Origin of the sequence: Achromobacter sp. UMC71 (assembly GCF_014170305.1) — a bacterium.
Classification (GTDB): domain Bacteria; phylum Pseudomonadota; class Gammaproteobacteria; order Burkholderiales; family Burkholderiaceae_B; genus Achromobacter.
Map to the genome: position 1 here is coordinate 273889 of NZ_LZZT01000045.1, position 16858 is coordinate 290746.

Sequence of the window (16858 nt, forward strand, 5' to 3'; positions counted from 1 at the left end):
CGCCCGGCCGGCGCCGCTTCCGACATGCTGAACATCCTGGGCAAGGCCTCTTCCATCAACGTCCGCAAGGTCCTGTGGACCTGTGCCGAACTGGACCTGCCGTTTGAACGCGAAGACTGGGGCGTGGGCTTTCAGCCCACGCAGGACCCGGCCTTCCTGGCCTTGAACCCGAACGCCATGGTGCCCGTGCTGCGCGATGGCGACTTCGTGCTGTGGGAATCGAACAGCATCATCCGCTACCTGGCCGGGCAATACGGCAAGACGGATGCGCTATACCCCGACCTGCCCCGGCGCCGCGCCCGCGTCGATCAATGGCTGGACTGGCAGGCGACCGACCTGAACCGGTCGTGGAGCTATGCCTTCATGGGCCTGGCACGGCAATCGCCCGCGCACCAGGACCCAGCCGCGATATTGGCCTCCAGCCGGGACTGGGCGCATTTCATGGGCATCCTGGAACAGCGCCTGGCGGATACCGGAGCCTATGTGGCCGGTGATGCCTTCACGCTGGCCGACATTGCCGTCGGCCTGTCGGTGAACCGGTGGTTCTGCACGCCGCTGGCCAATAGCGAACGGCCACCGCTGCCCGCGGTGGCCGCCTATTACGACCGCCTGGCCGAGCGTCCGGGGTATCTGCTTTACGGACGCAACGGCACGGCTTGACGGGCGCCCGTCCAGGCCACGGCTGCGGCCTGGAGGAAAGACTTACTTCACCACGCCGCAGACCAGGCGCGCGCCTCCGCCACCCAGCGGCTGGGGCGTGTCGCTGTAGTTGTCGCCGCCCACGTGGATCATCAGTGCGTGCTTCTTGACATCGGCCAGCTTCAGGTGGGGCGCCACCACGGCTTGCTTGGCGGTGCCGTTGGCGGCCACCACGATAAAGGGCAGGTCGCCGGTGTGGCCGTCGGTGGCCTCGGGACCCTTGTGGGCCTTGGTGCCGTGCGGATCCAGGTGACCGCCGGCCGCGCCGCCGGGCGCCATCTGGCCGTTCACCATGCCGGGGTCGCACGAGCCTTTTTCGTGCACGTGAAAGCCGTGCTCGCCGGGCGGCAGGCCCGTCAGGTTGGGCATGAACTGCAGGCCGGCCTTGGTCTGTTTGAGCGAGATCGTGCCCGCGCTTTTACCGACGCCGTCGGGAGTCAGGAACGACATCGCGACGTTCTCGGCCTGGGCCGCGGCCGAGGCGCCGGCCAGCGTCAGCGTTGCAACGAGTATCGAGAGTTTCTTCATGGACTTGCCTCCTGGGATCTTGCGCGGGTTGCGCACCGTCCGGGTGGGCGGTGGGTGTGGTCCGGACCTGCTGCCAGGCATCGGAGACTGGCAAAGACAATAGCACCGGGGCGTGGCGCTTCGCCAGCAATCTTCGTTCCTGATACACACACGGCGCGGGCCTGTCCCGGCTCGCGGCGCCGATTCCGCCCCGGCCTGCCGGCGGGGCGTCAATTGCCGGCCCACAGCACCCCCGCGTGCAGCAGCACGCCGATCAGGCCGCCAACCAGCGTGCCATTGAAGCGGATGTACTGCAGGTCGCGCCCCACGCTCAGTTCCAATTCGTCGACCAGGTGGCGCTCGTCCCAAAGCTTGACCGTGCGCGAGATGTGCTCGGTGACGCCAATGCGCAGCCGGCCGGTCAGGCGGCGCGCGGCGCCCAGGATGTGGTTGTTGATGGCCTCGCGCAGGTCCGGGTCCTCGCCCAGCTTGCGCGCCAGGGCCAGCAAGGCGCTTTCCAGGTGCCCGGCCAGCGCCGACCGTTCGTCCGACAGGTCGCGCCGCAGCGCGGCGTGGATGTCGTCCCACAGGCCTTTCACGTATTCCTGCACCTTGGGGTGGTCGATGGCGCGTTGTTTCAAGGCTTCGACCTGCTCGGCCAGCGCCGGGTCGGCGCGCAGGCGCTCGATGTAGTCCAGCACCCAGGCTTCATAGTCGCGCCGCACCGGATGGCCGGGTTCGGACAGCACGTCCCGCAGTTCCTGCACCAGCGCGCGCGCCAGGCGGTCGGCCAGGTTGTCGGCAATGCCGTCGACCGAGGCGATGACGTCCACCGCCGCGATGATGCGCGGCCATTCCTTGCGGGCGAATTTCACCAGCAGCGCCGACGCCCGTTCTTTCACGTCGTCATCGCCCAGGTAGCCGCCCAGCCGCTCAAGCGCGGCATCCAGCAATTCCTGGTGACGGCCGTCGCGCGTCAGCAAGCCCAGCACTTCGCCCGCGGTGCCGGCGGCGTCCCAGCGGCGCAGGTTCTTCACCACGAACTCCTGGATCACGCCGCGTACGGCCTGGTCGTCCAGCAGGTCCAGCGTTTGCAGCGCCACGCGGCGCGCGCCGTCGCTCAGCGCATGCGCCTGCTTGGGCCGCGCCAGCCAGCGCGACAGGCGCGAGGCCGGATCGAACACGCGCAGCTTTTCCATCAGCGTGTCCGGATCCAGGAAATGGTCGCGCACGAACACGGCCAGGTTGTCGCCGATGCGGTCCTTGTTGCTGGGGATGATGGCCGTGTGCGGAATCGGCAAGCCCAGCGGCCGCCGGAACAACGCCACCACCGCGAACCAGTCGGCCAACGCGCCCACCGTGGCGGCTTCGCAGAAGGCCCGCACCCAGGCCCAGGCGCCCTGCCCGCCCATGGCGTGGCTGGTGATGAAGCCGCTGATCATGGCGACCAGCAGCGCCAGCGCGGCGATCTTCATGCGCCGCAGTTGCGTGCGGCGCGCCTGCGAGGCCAGCGCCGAGTGCGTGGCGAACGCCCTGGCTGACGGGCGGGAGGAAGGCGGCGTGTCGGTCATGAAGTCTCCAGCGGGGACGCGAGGCCCAGCATACCAAGTCCACCCGCCGGACATGGCTTGCGCCGGGGTGGGCGCCGCGCCAGGCCGGCGTATCAGTTGTCCGGCTCGGCCAGCGTGCCGCGCAGCCAGGCAATGAAGGCGTCGGCGTGGGCCGTGCGCGTGCGGCCGGCGGCCGGCACCGCGCACAGGCCGCCTTCGAACGGCACGAAACCGTAAGGCGCCACCAGCAGGCCGTCTTGCAGTTCGCGCGCGATCAGGCGGCGCTCGACCAGCGCCACGCCCAAGCCGGACAGCGCGGCCTCGATGCACAAGTGAGTATGGGGAAAGGCCAGCGTGTCGCCCTGCGCCGCCGGCTGGCCGGTGATGGCCTCCCATTGGTTCCAGGCGCTCGAGGTGTATTCATGCGCGATGCGCGCACGCGCCGCAGGCTTCTTGCGGGCATAGGCCGGCGTGCAGACCGCGCCGAAGCGCACCGGGGCCAACGCCAGCGCCCGGCGCCGGTCGGCCTCGGCATAGCCCGACAGGTCCCAGGCCACGATCAGGTCGGCGCCCTCGTTGCGCATTTCACGAGCAGAGGTCATCGACAGGCGGATGCGGATTTCGGGGTGCTTGCGATAGAACACGGCCAGCTGCGGCACCAGCCAGCGCATGGCGAACGTAGCGCTGCAAGCGACGTGCAGCCCCGGCGCCTGGGACTCACGCGCCAGGCGCTCGTAGGCGTTTTCCAGCTGGTCGAAGGCCGCTCGCACCGACGTGTAGAAGGTCGCGCCGGCCGGGGTCAGGCGCAGGCCGGTGCCGTCTTTTTCGAACAAGGCCACGCCCGCGTGTTCCTGCAACAGGCGCAGATGGCGGCTGATGGCGCCGTGGCTGCGGCACAGTTCTTCGGCGGCGCGCGTAACCGAACCGCTGCGGGCGATGGCTTCGAAGGCGCGGACAGCGGATAGGGGCGGCAGTTGGCGCATGGCGGGTACCTGTCAGGAAAACTGACGGATAGGCAGAAAAACTGCATTGTTGGAATCCAGCCCTGTTTTTAGCATGGCGGCATTGCCATCGGGGCTACTAAGCAGGAAATCGCCATATACGCGCAGCGTCCATGCAGCGATTCAAGCGCTGCGGGTTGCCGCCGCCTGGTGCCGCTTTATTTCAATTACCTGACGATTTTCCTTTCCTCCTCGGAGCACATGCCATGCACATCACCCACCTGACCGCCCACGAAGCGCTGGACAGCCGCGGCAACCCCACCGTTGAAGTCGAGGTCCGCCTGGACGACGGCGCATGCGGGCTGGCGCTGGTGCCCTCGGGCGCCTCCACCGGCCAGCGCGAAGCCCTGGAAAAACGTGATGGCGACGCCGCTCGCTATCTGGGCAAGGGCGTGCTGGGCGCGGTCAACGCGGTCAATACCGAACTGCGCGCCGCGCTGGTGGGACTGCGCGCCGACCAGCAGGCGGAAGTCGACCAGACCATGATCACGCTCGACGGCACCGCCGACAAAAGCCGCCTGGGCGCCAACGCGCTGTTGGGCGTGTCGCTGGCGGTGGCGCATGCGGCGGCCAACAGCCAGGGCCTGCCGCTGTGGCGTCACGTGGGCGGCGTGCAGGCGCAGACCCTGCCGGTGCCGATGATCAATATCATCAACGGCGGCGCGCACGCCGACAACCCGCTGGATTTCCAGGAATTCATGATCCTGCCGGTGGGCGCTGACAGCTTCAAGGAGGCCCTGCGCATGGGTGCCGAGGTGTTCCACACGCTGCGCCACGCGCTGAAAGCGGCGGGCCACAGCGTCAACGTGGGCGACGAAGGCGGCTTTGCACCGACCCTGCGCAACGCGCCCGAGGCGCTGGACTTCATCATGGCCGCCATTGAACAGACGGGCCTGCGGCCAGGCGCCGACATCGCGCTGGCGCTGGACCCCGCGGCCAGCGAATTCCATGACGCGCAAGGCTACCGCTACCACGGCGAAAACCTATTGCGCCACGCCGAGCACCAGGTGCAATACCTGGCCGGCCTGGTGCGCGACTATCCGATCGTGTCGATCGAGGACGGCATGGCCGAAGACGACGCCATTGGCTGGAAAGTGCTGGGCGCCACGCTGGGCAACGCTTGCCAGCTGGTGGGCGACGACGTGTTCTGCACCAATCCCGACCTGTTCCAGGCCGGTATCGAACAAGGCATCGGCAACGCGATCCTGGTCAAGATCAACCAGATCGGCACGCTCAGCGAAACCTGGCGGGTGCTGGCGCTGGCGCGCCGCGCGGGCTATGGCGTGGTCATGTCGCACCGCTCGGGCGAAACCGAAGACACCAGCATCGCCGACCTGGCGGTGGCGGCCAATTGCGGCATGATCAAGACCGGCTCGCTGTCGCGCGCGGACCGCACCGTCAAGTACAACCGGCTGCTGCGCATCGAACGCGAGCTGGGCGCGGCAGCCGTGTATGCCGGCGCCGGCGCGCTGACGCGGCGCGCCTGAGGCGCGGCTGAGCAGCTTGCCGTCCGCTCATTCCCGGTCGCGATACGCTGTCGCGCACAGGATCGCGAATGCCAGGATCAACGCCACGCTGAGAATCAGCGCGGCCCCGGCCGTGGTGATGGCGTTGGCCCAGCCCGTGCGCCACGCCGTGGTCAGCGACCCTGTCGCCACCGCGGTTGACGCGGTCAGCATCAGCAGCATGAGGGAAAACGGCCAGACCCGGCGGCGCAGCGCTTGGCGCGATTGCTGCCACCCAAAGCGATCGGTCAGGGCCACCTGCGGCAGGCTCAGTGACCACGCGCCCATCCGGTGCATCACCGGCAGCCACAGCGCCAGCCACAGCAGCAGCATGAGCGTCAGGAAAACCGTGCTGGGCGTGTCCGGCATTTTGAAATACAGGGCGACCCCCAACGTGGTGCTGAGGGATTTCAGGCCGGCGACCAGCAGGAGCGCGCCGGCGATCAGCACCACCATGCGCAGGTAGGCGCCATCCGGGCGCAGCGGCGGGCTCGGTGCCTGCGCCAGATGGCGCTGCCACGCCAGCGCCAAGCGGGCCAGAGACAGCAGGCAGACGACCGCGGCCAGCAGCAGCCAGCGTTCTATCGGGCCGCCGAACTGATCCAATACCAACGCGCCGGGCAGCGACAACACGAACAGGACGAACGCCAACGGCGCGGCGGCGAACATGCCGGGCACCTGCTGGGGAAACTGGCGTAGCGTCTGGCCTAGCAGGCGACGGGCGGTAAGCGGTTGCGGCACGGGCTGCCCTCGTTGAGTCGCCGGCTCAATATGGAAACACCTCCAGCACCGCCGACGCCAGGATGCCGATGTACTCGTCCATTTCCTCCGGCCTGGGGTCGCGGTTGTCGACGGCGCCCGCGGTGCGCAGACGCACGGTCAAGGTGCTGCCGCCGCCGTCCACGCTGAACTGCAGGCCGAATGCCCAATCGTAACCTCTGGAGCGGAACACCAGCGTCAGCCAGCCGCTTTCCGGTTCCAGCGCGGACCGGGCGTTCAGCAGCCCCCGCGCGGCCAATGCAGACGGGGCGGCCTCGGCGAAGCGGCGCATCGCGGCCCGCGCATCCGGCACGTCCTTGGCCAGCGCAATCTGCGTCAGCTGCAAAGGCGGCACCAGCAGGCGATGCGAGAACGAGCGGGAAAGCTGCAGCGCCAACGGCGGCACGATCGACGCCGGCGCGACGCCTGAGTCGGGCGCAGACGCGGAAGCCGACGCAGGCACCACGGCAGCCGGAGCCGGCGCCGGCCGCGAGGACGCCGCACAACCACCGAACAACACCGCGACCAAGGCCGACAACAGCAACCGCGGCAACAAGCGAATCATGCCGCCCGCCTCGCCCTGCCGCGACGCTACGATCGGGCGGCGCATGACTTGGACTCCGGTTTGTCGGCAAAGCGGCGGAACTCTTCCAGGCTCGCCAGCGGCGTCGACAGGCGGTAGCAATTGTTCAGGCCGCGCAGCAGGAAAAAGGCCTCTTCGCTGCCCAGCGAGTCGGAGAATTCCTTCTCGCCCAGCTTCTTGACGATCAGCTTGAGCGCGGCCTCGTCGCGATAGCGGGTCAGCCGTTCACCCAGGAGATAGGCGGTCAGCGCCGCTTGCAACCGGGCCTGCGCATCGCCGACCTGCTCGATCGACGCGCCCGCGCCCACCTTGCTCAATAGCGCCGTCAGCGCGACCGACCGTTCCATCACCGACTTGGGCACGATGCTGTCGAACGTGCCCACCGAGAGCAGCGCGGTCGGCACGTTCAGCGGCGTGGCGCCGTCCATGACCTGATTGGTGCGCGTGTTGTAGGTCAGCGCCTTGCCCCAGAAGCTGCGCGTTTCCCCGTCCGGCCGGCCCACCACCACGTAGGAGCCCTGCTTGAGCATGCCGAGGTTGGCGCCGGTCGACCGGCTGACGGCGGCCTGCGAATACAGCTGCACGCTGTATTCCAGCACCAGGCGGTTGCGCCGGTTGGCCAGCACCAGTTCGGCGGCGGTGAACGCCACGCCCGCCAGCGGCGACACCAGCGGATTGCTGACCAGATTGAGCGCGCCGCCGACCACGCCTTGCGCCCGGTTCAGGGCGCGCAGGGTTTCGGCGTTGCGTTCGGCCGTGACGTCCATCACCCTGATCCGGAAGTAAGGCGCCACGCGTTCGTCCCAGCGCGGCACGTAATAGACCAGCAGGTTCGAGAAGTTCAAGGACTGGTCGGGCTGCACGCCACGTTGATACCAGACCACGATGGACTCGGTGCTGCCGTCGTCCTTGGCGCCGATGTCCAACAGCACGGCGTAGTCCGCCGGCCCGTCGATGCCCGCCGTCTTCTTGCCGGAGGCGTCCTGGCGCGCGGGAATCTCGACCGACCGCATCAGGATGGACAGGGGTTCGTTGGCGGGCACCGCCAGTTGCTGGTCGGCTTCGTCCGAGGCTGGCACGCCGGTCAATTCCAGTCTGCGCACGACGTCGGCCGCGTTGGCGCCGGGTACCAGATAGAAGCTGCGGTTATCCGCGTAGATCGGGGTGTAGGCGGTGTAGCGATCGCCGACGTTCGGCTCACCGCCCGTGCACCCCGCCAATAATCCGACCACCCCCAGCATGCCCGCACGCCATCTGCCGGACAGGAGCCGGCACCAGAACACGAAAGCCATACTTGCTCCGCAAGAAAAGGCCCGCAATGGATCGGAACGACGACGGGATTTTTATCATTATGTTTCTTTTTGTCAAACCTCGCTAACCCGCACTGCCCCCGGCAAGGCGTCCGGGCGCCGGCCCCCAGGCGGGGCCGCGGCCCTCGCCCTACTCCCCCGCGCCCAGCAACCCCGGCCGGCCTTCGTGCGCCGCCTGGGCCCGCTGCTGGATGAATTCAATCAGCATGGCGATGGCGCGCGGGTGGTGGCGGTTGGGCATGTACAGCATGTACATGCCGCGCCCGAAGATGCTCAGCCGCCATTGCGGCAACGCGGCCAGCAGATCGCCGCGCGCGACGTCGTCGTGCACCACATAGTCAGGCACCACGCCCACCCCCAGGCCGGCCAGCATGGCGTCGCGCAGAAAGGCGTAGTTGCGGGAGATGATGGTGGGCTCCAGCACCACGTGCTGCCGCGGCTGGCCGCCGTAATAGGCGGACAGGCGCAACGGCCGGCCGATGACCGCGGCGCTGATGACGGGCAGGCGCGTCAGGTCTTCGGGCCGTTGCGGCAGGCCCCGGGCGGCAGCGAAATCCGGCGAGGCGCAGGCCACGTAACGCACCTGGCCCAGTTCGCGCGCCACCAGGTTCTGCGGCGGCTCGGACATGATGCGCACGGCAATGTCGACCTCGTCGCGCAGCAGGTCGTCGACGCTGTTCTCGAACAGCACGTCCAGCACAATGTCGGGATAGGTCTTCTTGAATTCCAGCAGCCACGGGGTCATGACGAACTGGCCGTAGCCGCTGGGCACGCTCAGGCGAACCTTGCCCTGGGGCGTCTTGCCCAGGCTTTCGACGGCTTCGCGCGCCGCCGCGAGTTCGTCCTGGATGCTGCGGCCGTGTTGATAGAGCTTCAGTCCGATTTCCGTGGGTTCGACGTGCCTCGTCGTGCGCCGCAGCAGTTGCATGCCGACGGCGCGTTCCAGCTGGGTCAGGTGGTAGCTGACGTTGGCGCGGGTCATTTTCAGGCGGCGCGCGGCTTCGCTCAGATTGCCCGCGTCCAGGATCTCTACCAGCAAGGTCAGGGCTTTGGTGTCCATGTCGAATCTCCTCGACCGATTGTCAATTTTTTTTATCGTCAATGTCAATTATTGATGTCATTGTCAAGACTTCTTTACTGAGAAAGAATAAGCAACTACAAGACGGGCCGTCCCTGGCCCGCCAGGCGCCGTGACTGCGCCGCGTCCGCCGACCGGCGTGCCTCCCGAGCGATCCGTCGCCGGTGCGCGTGGGCCAGGCCGGTGCGGGCGGCGAGCCCTACCGGAGACACTGTCCCATGACAGCCAGCGCAAACGCCGGCGCGGTCCATACGCGCCGCGACGGCGACATTCTTGTCGTCAGCCTCGATCATCCCCCCGTCAATGCCCTGAGTTTCGCCGTGCGCGCCGGCCTGGCAAGCGCCATCGACCAGGCCGAGGCCGATCCGCACATCAAGGCCGTGCTGTTGACCGGCGCGGGCAAGAATTTCATCGCCGGCGCCGACATCCGTGAATTCGGCAAGCCGCCCATCCCGCCCAGCCTGCCCGACGTCTGCAACCGCATCGAAGCCTGCGCCAAACCCGTCGTGGCGGCGCTGCAGGGCGCCGCGCTGGGCGGCGGCCTGGAAGTGGCGCTGGCCGCGCACTACCGCGTGGCGCTGGCCAGCGCCAAGCTGGGCCTGCCCGAAGTCACGCTGGGCCTGCTGCCCGGCGCCGGCGGCACCCAGCGCACGCCGCGTCTCATCGGCGCCCAGGCCGCGCTGGACCTGATGCTGTCTGGCAAGCCCCTATCCGCCCAGGCTGCCGTCGATGCCGGCCTGGCCGATGAACTGGCCGCCGGTTCCGATCCGCTGGCTGCCGGCCTGGACTACGCGCGCCGCCTGCTGGCGCAAGGCGCCCAGCCGCGCCGCAGCCGCGACGGCCGCGCCCTGGCCGACAAGGCCGCCGCGCTGGCCGCCATTGCCGCCGCCGGCGAACACGTGGCCGCCACGGCGCGCGGCCTGTTCTCGCCCGCCAAGATCGTCCAGGCCGTGCGCGCCGCCGTCGAACAGCCGTTTGACGAGGGCCTCTCCACCGAGCGCGCGCTGTTTCTGCAATGCCTGGACAGCCCGCAGCGCGCCGGCCTCATCCACGCGTTCTTCGCCGAACGCGACACCGCCAAGATCCCCGAATTGAAAGAAGCCAAGCCGCGCCCGCTGGAGCGCGTGGGCGTGATCGGCGGCGGCACCATGGGCGCGGGCATCGTGGTGGCCCTGCTGGACGCCGGCCTGTCCACCGTCATGGTCGAGCAGGACGACGCCGCGCTGGAACGCGGCCGCAAGCGGGTGGAACAGGTCTACGACCTGCTGGTCAAGAAGGGCCGCATGAGCGCGGACGAACGTGGCTTGCGGCTGGACCGCTACACGGGGGCCACAAGCTACGACGCGCTGGCCGACGCCGACCTGGTCATCGAAGCCGTGTTCGAGGACATGGACGTGAAGCTCGCCGTGTTCGCGCAGCTGGACCGCGTGGCCAAGCCCGGCGCCGTGCTGGCCACCAACACGTCGTACCTGGACGTGGACCGCATCGCCCAGGCCACCAGCCGCCCGGCCGACGTGCTGGGGCTGCACTTCTTTTCGCCGGCCAACATCATGAAGCTGCTGGAAGTGGTGGTGGGCCGCCAGACCGGCGCCGACACCGTCGCCACCGGCTTCGAGCTGGCGCGCCGCCTGCGCAAGATTCCAGTGCGCGCCGGCGTCTGCGACGGTTTCATCGGCAACCGCATCCTGGCCGTGCACCGCCAGGCGGCGGACATGATGATGGAAGACGGCGCCTCGCCCTACGACATCGACGCGGCCGTGCGCGAGTTCGGCTACCCGATGGGCCCCTACCAGATGGCGGACCTGGCCGGCGGCGACATTGGCTGGGCCACGCGCAAGCGCCGCGCCGCCACGCGCGACCCGGCGCTGCGCTACGTCCAGATTCCCGACCGCCTGTGCGAACGGGGCTGGTTCGGCCAGAAGACCGGCCGCGGCTTCTATCTGTACCCCGACGGCGCCCGTAGCGGCAAGCCCGACCCTGAAGTGCTGACCATCATCGACGCCGAACGCCGGCGCGCAGGCGTCACCCCGCGCCCGTTCAGCCACGAGGACATCCAGCGGCGCTACCTGGCCGCCATGATCAATGAGGCGGCCAACGTGCTGCACCAGGGCATCGCGCTGCGGCCGTCGGACATCGACATGGTGTTCCTGTCGGGCTACGGCTTTCCGCGCCATCGCGGCGGGCCGATGCACTACGCCGACCGCGTCGGCCTGGCGAATGTGCTGGCCGACATCCGCGCGTTCGCCCAGGAAGACCCCGCGTTCTGGAAACCGTCGCCGCTGCTGGTGCAGCTGGCCGACGCCGGCCGCGATTTCGCCAGCCTGAACCAGGCGGCCTGAAGCCCTGCCCCCCTTTACCTACCGGACACCGACATGCGCGAAGCCGTTATCGTTTCCACCGCCCGCACGCCCATCACCAAGGCCCAACGCGGCGAATTCAACCTGATCGCCGGCCCCACGCTGGCCGCCCACGCGGTGCGCGCCGCCGTCGAACGCAGCGGCATCGACCCCGCGCTGATCGAAGACGCCATCCTGGGCTGCGGCTATCCCGAGGGCGCCACCGGCCGCAACATCGGCCGCCAGGCCGTCATCCGCGCCGGCCTGCCGGTCAGCATCGGCGGCGCCACCGTCAACCGCTATTGCGCCTCGGGCCTGCAGGCCATCGCCTCGGCCGCGGCCCGCATCGTCATGGACGGCGCGCCCGCCATGATCGCGGGCGGCATCGAATGCGTCTCGCACATCCGCACCCGTGACGACGGCGTCAGCGGTATGGACCCCTGGATCGTGGCCAACAAGCCCGAGCTCTACCTGCCCATGATCGAAACCGCCGACATCGTCGCGGCCCGCTACGGCATCAGCCGCGAAGCGCAGGACCGCTTTGCCGCGCAAAGCCAGGCGCGCACCGAAGCGGCCCAGGCCGCCGGCCGCTATCGCGAGGAAATCATCCCCGTCACCACCACCATGTCGGTCACCGACCGCGCCACCGGCGCCGTGTCCGAACGCGAAGTGACGGTGGACAAGGACACCTGCAACCGCCCCGGCACCACCTACGAGGCCCTGGCCGCGCTGGCACCGGTGCGCGGCGCCGGTCAGTTCGTCACCGCCGGCAACGCCTCGCAGCTGTCCGACGGCGCGGCCGCCTGCGTGCTCATGGAAGCGGCCGAGGCCGAGCGCGCCGGCATCCGCCCGCTGGGCGCGTTCCGCGGCCTGGCGGTAGCCGGCTGCGAGCCCGACGAAATGGGCATCGGCCCGGTCTACGCCGTGCCCAAGCTGCTCGCGCGCCACGGCCTGAAAGTCGAGGACATCGACCTGTGGGAACTGAACGAGGCCTTCGCCTCGCAAGCCCTGTACTGCCAGGAACGCCTGGGCATCCCGATGGACCGCCTGAACGTGGACGGCGGCTCGATCGCGCTGGGCCATCCGTTCGGCGTCACCGGCGCCCGCCTGGCCGGCCACGTGCTGATCGAAGGCCGCCGCCGCGGCGCGCGCTACGCCGTCGTCACGATGTGCGTGGGCGGCGGCATGGGCGCGGCCGGCCTGTTTGAAATCTACTGAGGAACCGCGTCATGGATCTGGAATTCACCCCCGAAGAAAACGCCTTCCGCGACGAGGTCCGCGCCTTCCTGGCGACGAACCTGCCCGAGCGCCTGTCGGCCAAGGTCACGCAGGGCAAGCTGCTGGCGCGCGCCGACATGGTCGAGTGGCACGCCATCCTGAACCGCCAGGGCTGGCTGGCCAGCCACTGGCCGGTCGAATACGGCGGCACCGGCTGGAGCACCACGCAGAAGTTCATCTTCGATAACGAATGCGCGCTGGCCGGCGCGCCGCGCATCGTGCCGTTCGGCCTGAGCATGCTGGGCCCGGTGCTGATCAAGTATGGCAACGAGGCCCAGAAGCGCCATTTGCTGCCGCGCATCCTGGACGGCTCCGACTGGTGGTGCCAGGGCTATTCCGAACCCGGCGCCGGCTCGGACCTGGCGTCGGTCAACACCACCGCCGTACGGGGCAATGACGGCGACGGCGGCCACTACATCGTCAACGGCCAGAAGACCTGGACCACGCTGGGCCAGTACGCCAACATGATCTTCTGCCTGGTGCGCACGTCCAGCGAAGGCCGGCGCCAGGAAGGCATCAGCTTTCTTCTGATCGACATGGCCAGCCCCGGCGTGGAAGTGCGCCCCATCATCACGCTGGATGGCGAACACGAAGTCAACGAGGTGTTCTTTTCCGACGTGCGGGTGCCGGTCGAGAACCTGGTGGGCGAAGAGAACCGCGGCTGGACCTGCGCCAAGTACCTGCTGACCTACGAGCGCACCAACATCGCCGGCGTGGGCCAGTCCACGGCCGCGCTGGAACGCCTGAAAGCCGTGGCGGCCAGCCAGAAGAAAAACGGCCGGCCGCTGGACCAGGACCCGGACTTCGCGGCCCGCATGGCGCGAGTGGAAATCGAACTGGCCAACATGCGCACCACCAACCTGCGCGTGGTGGCGGCGGCGGCCGGCGGCGGCGCGCCCGGCGCCGAAAGCTCGATGCTGAAGATCCGCGGGACGCAGATCCGCCAGGAAATCACGGCGCTGAACCGCCGCGCAATGGGGCCGTACGCCCGCCCCTTCGTGCCTGAAGCCCTGCACGACGGCTATGACGCCGCGCCCATCGGCCCGGACGGCGCCGACAGCGCCGCGGCGCAGTACTTCAACAACCGCAAGCTGTCGATCTTCGGCGGCTCCAACGAAATCCAGAAAAACATCATCTCGAAGATGATCCTGGGACTGTAAAGGCCGGCCATGAACTTTGAACACACCGAAGACCGGCGCATGCTGTCCGATATGCTGCGCCGCTTTGTCGCAGAGCAATACGACTTCGCCACCCGCGAGCGCAACGCCAAATTGCCGCAAGGCTACAACCCCGAGTTCTGGCGCCGCTACGCCGAACTGGGCGCCATCGGCGCGCTGTTCGCCGAAGAACAGGGCGGCCTGGGCGGCGCCGGGTTCGACATCAGCGTGGTGTTCGAGGCGCTGGGCCGCGGCCTGGTGCTGGAACCCTTCCTGGACGCGCTGATGGTGGGCAGCGCCATCGCCCAGGCCGGCAACACGGCGCAGCGCGAGGCGCTGGACGGCCTGATCGCGGGCAGCATCACCGCTGCGCTGGCCGCCGCCGAACCGCAGTCCGGCTACGCGTTGTCCGACGTGCGCACGCGCGCCGAGCGCAGCGGCGACGGCTGGGTGCTGAACGGCGCCAAGGCCGTGGTGACCGCGGGCGAGCACGCCGACCTGTTCCTGGTGTCGGCGCGCACCGCTGGGGCCGGCGACGACGAGGCCGGCATCAGCCTGTTCCTGGTCAGCGCCGGCACGCCGGGGCTGACCACGCGCGGCTACGGCCTGATCGACGGCGGCCGCGCGGCGGAATTGACGTTCGACCAGGTGGCCCTGGGCCCCGACAGCCTGCTGGGCGAGCCCGGCGCCGGCTATGCGCTGCTGGAATACGCCACCGGCCGCGGCATCCTGGCGCTGTGCGCCGAAGCCGTGGGCGCCATGGACTGCGCCCGCGACGCCACCCTGGAATACCTGCGCACGCGGCGCCAGTTCGGCGTGCCCATCGGCAGTTTCCAGGCGCTGCAGCACCGCATGGCCGACGTGCTGCTGGAAATCGAGCAGGCGCGTTCGGCGGTCATCAATGCCGCCGCGGCGCTGGACCACCCCGACCGCGTCACCCGCGAACGCACGCTCTCGGCGGCCAAATACACCATCGGCCGCATCGGCACGCTGGTGGCAGAGGAAAGCATCCAGCTGCACGGCGGCATCGGCATGACCTGGGAACTGCCGCTGGCGCACTACGCCAAGCGCCTGGTGATGATCGACCACCAGCTGGGCGACGAAGACCACCACCTGCGCCGCTACATCGCGCTGGGACAGGCATGAATGGCCAGGAGACGACCATGACCCAGGCCTACGCCGCCCCGCCCATCGCCCCGCCGTTTTCGGCGCCGTTTCCGGTCAAGACCGCGGCCGACGTCCAGCGCCTGGCCGCCCGGCCGCTGGCCGAGACGCTGACGGTGCAAAGCACCTACGAGATCTTTCGCAACTCGGCCGCCGCGTTCGGCGCACGCCCCGCGCTGACCTTCCTGCGCAGCGCCGATCCCGACGATCCGCCGATCGTCTGGCGCTACGACGAGCTGCTGGCCGGCATCCACCAGACCGCCAATCTGCTGCACAGCCTGGGCATCGGCGCGGGCGACGCCGTGGGCGTGCTGCTGCCCGGCTGCCTGGAATACCACCTGGCGCTGTGGGGCGGCGAGGCCGCGGGCATCGTGCAGCCACTGAACCCGCTGCTGACCGAGGACAAGCTGGCCTCGCTTTTGACCACCGCCGGTGCCAAGGCGCTGATCGCCTATGGCTCGGATGTGGAATGCGGCGCCTGGTCCAAGGCCCTGCGCCTGCATGAACGCGTGCCGTCCCTGAAGACCCTGCTGCGCGTGGCGCCGCACGACGAGGCGCCCGACCAGCGCCCCGCCCTGCCGGCCTTCGCGCGGGACTTCAATGCGGCGCGGGCCGAGCAGCCGATGGACCGCCTGGTCAGCGAACGGGTCATCCGCGCCGAAGACGTGGCCGCGTATTTCCACACGGGCGGCACCACCGGTGCGCCCAAGCTGGCCATCCACACCCACGCCAACCAGGTCTTCACGGCCTGGGCCGCGGTTCAATTGCAAGGCGCGGGGCCGGGTGACGTGGTGATCAACGGCTATCCGCTGTTCCATGTGGCGGGCGTACTGCCGGCCTCGCTGGCCGCGCTGTCGGCCGGCGTGCAGACCGTGATTCCCACGCCGCTGCTGCTGCGCAACCGCGATGTGCTGCGCAACTACTGGCGGCTGGTCGAGCGCCACCGCGCCACCTCGCTGCAAGGCGTGCCGACCATCCTGGCCGCGCTGGCCGACATCCCGCTGGCGGGCGCCGACATCTCGTCGCTGCGCTATTGCCGCACAGGCGCCGCGCCCTTGCCCGCCGAGCTGGCCGCGCGCTTCGAGCGCCTGTTCGGCCTGCATGTCAACGAAAGCCTGGGCATGACCGAAATGGCCGGCATCACGTCCATCACGCCGCCGGGCTCGCGCTTTCCGGTCAATTGCGTGGGCTTTCCGCTGCCCTATGTGCAGGTGCGCGTGGCCGCGCTGGACACGCCCGCGGGCCAGCCCGCCCGCGAGCTGCCGCCTGGCCAGCCCGGCATGTTGCTGTTCAAGTCGCCCAATGTGATCCCGGGCTTTCTGGACCCCGAGGACACGGCGCGCGCCTTCACGGAGGACGGCTGGCTGATCAGCGGCGACGTCGGCTTCCTGGATGCCGAGGGCCGCCTGCACCTGCAGGGCCGCGCCAAGGACCTGATCATCCGCGGCGGCCACAACATCGATCCCAAGACCATCGAGGATGCGCTGGCCACGCACCCGGCGGTGCACATCTGCGCCGCGGTCGGCGCGCCCGACCCCTACGCCGGCGAATTGCCCATCGCCTTCGTCACACTGGCCGAGGGCGCACAGGTGTCCGAGGCCGATCTGGTGGCCTACGCCGCCGCCCATGTCGACGAAGGCCCGGCGCGCCCCAAGCGGGTCATCGTGCTCGAACAGATGCCCATGACCAACGTCGGCAAGATCTACAAGCCCGATCTGCGCCGCCTGGCCACCGCGGTGTCGGTGCAGGCGGTCGTGGCGCGGGTATTGCAGGACGCCGGTCTGGAACCGGACAGCCCGCTGTTCCGTGTCCAAGCCGATGCGCAGCCCGATGTCGCCGTCGACGTCGACGCCGCCACCTCCGCGCCGCTGAAGGAGCAGTTGCGCGCGGCGCTGGATCGATTGCCGGTCAAGGTCGCCTTGCGCGGCTGA

Annotated in this window: 14 protein-coding genes; 7 read left to right on the top strand and 7 right to left on the bottom strand. The window is 69.1% G+C overall.

What is annotated here, in order from left to right; genetic code table 11:
* Nucleotides 1–24: 24 nt before the first annotated feature.
* Nucleotides 25–660 (top strand): glutathione S-transferase family protein, encoded by a 636-nt coding sequence (locus A9974_RS22135; RefSeq protein WP_183006312.1) that lies wholly within the window; start codon nt 25–27, stop codon nt 658–660.
* A 42-nt stretch (nt 661–702) separates the two neighbouring features.
* Here the strand turns inward: A9974_RS22135 and sodC are convergent, their stop codons facing one another.
* The 3 genes from sodC to A9974_RS22150 all read right to left on the bottom strand — a co-directional run bounded on the left by sodC (nt 703) and on the right by A9974_RS22150 (nt 3739).
* Nucleotides 703–1227 carry a superoxide dismutase family protein gene (gene sodC / locus A9974_RS22140; protein WP_183006313.1) on the bottom strand — a complete coding sequence of 175 codons (525 nt, stop codon included), beginning with the start codon at nt 1225–1227 and terminating at the stop codon, nt 703–705.
* A gap of 209 nt (nt 1228–1436) precedes the next feature.
* Complete coding sequence (locus tag A9974_RS22145; protein WP_183006394.1) at nt 1437–2681, bottom strand: DUF445 domain-containing protein; 1245 nt, start codon at nt 2679–2681, stop codon at nt 1437–1439.
* Nucleotides 2682–2869: 188 nt separating this feature from the next.
* Nucleotides 2870–3739, bottom strand: a complete 870-nt coding sequence (locus tag A9974_RS22150; protein ID WP_183006314.1) for a LysR substrate-binding domain-containing protein — start codon at nt 3737–3739, stop codon at nt 2870–2872.
* A 224-nt stretch (nt 3740–3963) separates the two neighbouring features.
* Between A9974_RS22150 and eno the strand changes: the two genes are divergently transcribed.
* A complete protein-coding gene (gene eno / locus A9974_RS22155; protein ID WP_183006315.1) occupies nt 3964–5244 on the top strand; it encodes a phosphopyruvate hydratase in 1281 nt (426 codons plus the stop codon).
* A gap of 27 nt (nt 5245–5271) precedes the next feature.
* Here eno and A9974_RS22160 read toward each other — a convergent pair whose 3' ends face one another.
* From A9974_RS22160 to A9974_RS22175, 4 genes are all read right to left on the bottom strand, one after another.
* Nucleotides 5272–6003: a hypothetical protein gene (locus A9974_RS22160; protein ID WP_183006316.1), complete on the bottom strand. Its 732-nt coding sequence runs from the start codon at nt 6001–6003 to the stop codon at nt 5272–5274.
* Nucleotides 6004–6028: 25 nt separating this feature from the next.
* Nucleotides 6029–6631 (bottom strand): hypothetical protein, encoded by a 603-nt coding sequence (locus A9974_RS22165; RefSeq protein ID WP_183006317.1) that lies wholly within the window; start codon nt 6629–6631, stop codon nt 6029–6031.
* Nucleotides 6613–7896, bottom strand: a complete 1284-nt coding sequence (locus A9974_RS22170) for a hypothetical protein (protein WP_183006318.1) — start codon at nt 7894–7896, stop codon at nt 6613–6615. Before A9974_RS22170 ends, A9974_RS22165 begins: the two co-directional genes overlap by 19 nt.
* Nucleotides 7897–8044: 148 nt before the next feature.
* Nucleotides 8045–8974, bottom strand: a complete 930-nt coding sequence (locus A9974_RS22175) for a LysR family transcriptional regulator (RefSeq protein WP_183006319.1) — start codon at nt 8972–8974, stop codon at nt 8045–8047.
* Between the two features lie 236 nt (nt 8975–9210).
* Between A9974_RS22175 and A9974_RS22180 the strand changes: the two genes are divergently transcribed.
* Genes A9974_RS22180 through A9974_RS22200 form a run of 5 tightly spaced genes read left to right on the top strand, consistent with a single transcriptional unit; the run spans nt 9211 to nt 16858 of the window.
* Complete coding sequence (locus tag A9974_RS22180) at nt 9211–11331, top strand: 3-hydroxyacyl-CoA dehydrogenase NAD-binding domain-containing protein (protein WP_183006320.1); 2121 nt, start codon at nt 9211–9213, stop codon at nt 11329–11331.
* A 33-nt stretch (nt 11332–11364) separates the two neighbouring features.
* The gene (locus A9974_RS22185) at nt 11365–12546 is read left to right on the top strand and encodes an acetyl-CoA C-acyltransferase (protein WP_183006321.1); all 1182 of its coding nucleotides are present in this window, start codon (nt 11365–11367) and stop codon (nt 12544–12546) included.
* 11 nt (nt 12547–12557) lie between these two features.
* On the top strand, nt 12558–13766 hold the full coding sequence (locus A9974_RS22190) for an acyl-CoA dehydrogenase family protein (protein WP_183006322.1): 1209 nt from the start codon (nt 12558–12560) through the stop codon (nt 13764–13766).
* A 9-nt stretch (nt 13767–13775) separates the two neighbouring features.
* Nucleotides 13776–14909: an acyl-CoA dehydrogenase family protein gene (locus A9974_RS22195; protein WP_183006323.1), complete on the top strand. Its 1134-nt coding sequence runs from the start codon at nt 13776–13778 to the stop codon at nt 14907–14909.
* Between the two features lie 17 nt (nt 14910–14926).
* On the top strand, nt 14927–16858 hold the full coding sequence (locus A9974_RS22200; RefSeq protein WP_183006324.1) for an acyl-CoA synthetase: 1932 nt from the start codon (nt 14927–14929) through the stop codon (nt 16856–16858).

What these genes read in the sequence shown, in the direction of transcription:
- A9974_RS22135 (WP_183006312.1), top strand. Translation starts at nt 25, where the DNA reads ATGCTGAACATCCTGGGCAAGGCCTCTTCCATCAACGTCCGCAAGGTC.
- sodC (WP_183006313.1), bottom strand. Translation starts at nt 1,227, where the DNA reads ATGAAGAAACTCTCGATACTCGTTGCAACGCTGACGCTGGCCGGCGCC.
- A9974_RS22145 (WP_183006394.1), bottom strand. Translation starts at nt 2,681, where the DNA reads ATGAAGATCGCCGCGCTGGCGCTGCTGGTCGCCATGATCAGCGGCTTC.
- A9974_RS22150 (WP_183006314.1), bottom strand. Translation starts at nt 3,739, where the DNA reads ATGCGCCAACTGCCGCCCCTATCCGCTGTCCGCGCCTTCGAAGCCATC.
- eno (WP_183006315.1), top strand. Translation starts at nt 3,964, where the DNA reads ATGCACATCACCCACCTGACCGCCCACGAAGCGCTGGACAGCCGCGGC.
- A9974_RS22165 (WP_183006317.1), bottom strand. Translation starts at nt 6,631, where the DNA reads ATGCGCCGCCCGATCGTAGCGTCGCGGCAGGGCGAGGCGGGCGGCATG.
- A9974_RS22170 (WP_183006318.1), bottom strand. Translation starts at nt 7,896, where the DNA reads ATGGCTTTCGTGTTCTGGTGCCGGCTCCTGTCCGGCAGATGGCGTGCG.
- A9974_RS22175 (WP_183006319.1), bottom strand. Translation starts at nt 8,974, where the DNA reads ATGGACACCAAAGCCCTGACCTTGCTGGTAGAGATCCTGGACGCGGGC.
- A9974_RS22180 (WP_183006320.1), top strand. Translation starts at nt 9,211, where the DNA reads ATGACAGCCAGCGCAAACGCCGGCGCGGTCCATACGCGCCGCGACGGC.
- A9974_RS22185 (WP_183006321.1), top strand. Translation starts at nt 11,365, where the DNA reads ATGCGCGAAGCCGTTATCGTTTCCACCGCCCGCACGCCCATCACCAAG.
- A9974_RS22190 (WP_183006322.1), top strand. Translation starts at nt 12,558, where the DNA reads ATGGATCTGGAATTCACCCCCGAAGAAAACGCCTTCCGCGACGAGGTC.
- A9974_RS22195 (WP_183006323.1), top strand. Translation starts at nt 13,776, where the DNA reads ATGAACTTTGAACACACCGAAGACCGGCGCATGCTGTCCGATATGCTG.
- A9974_RS22200 (WP_183006324.1), top strand. Translation starts at nt 14,927, where the DNA reads ATGACCCAGGCCTACGCCGCCCCGCCCATCGCCCCGCCGTTTTCGGCG.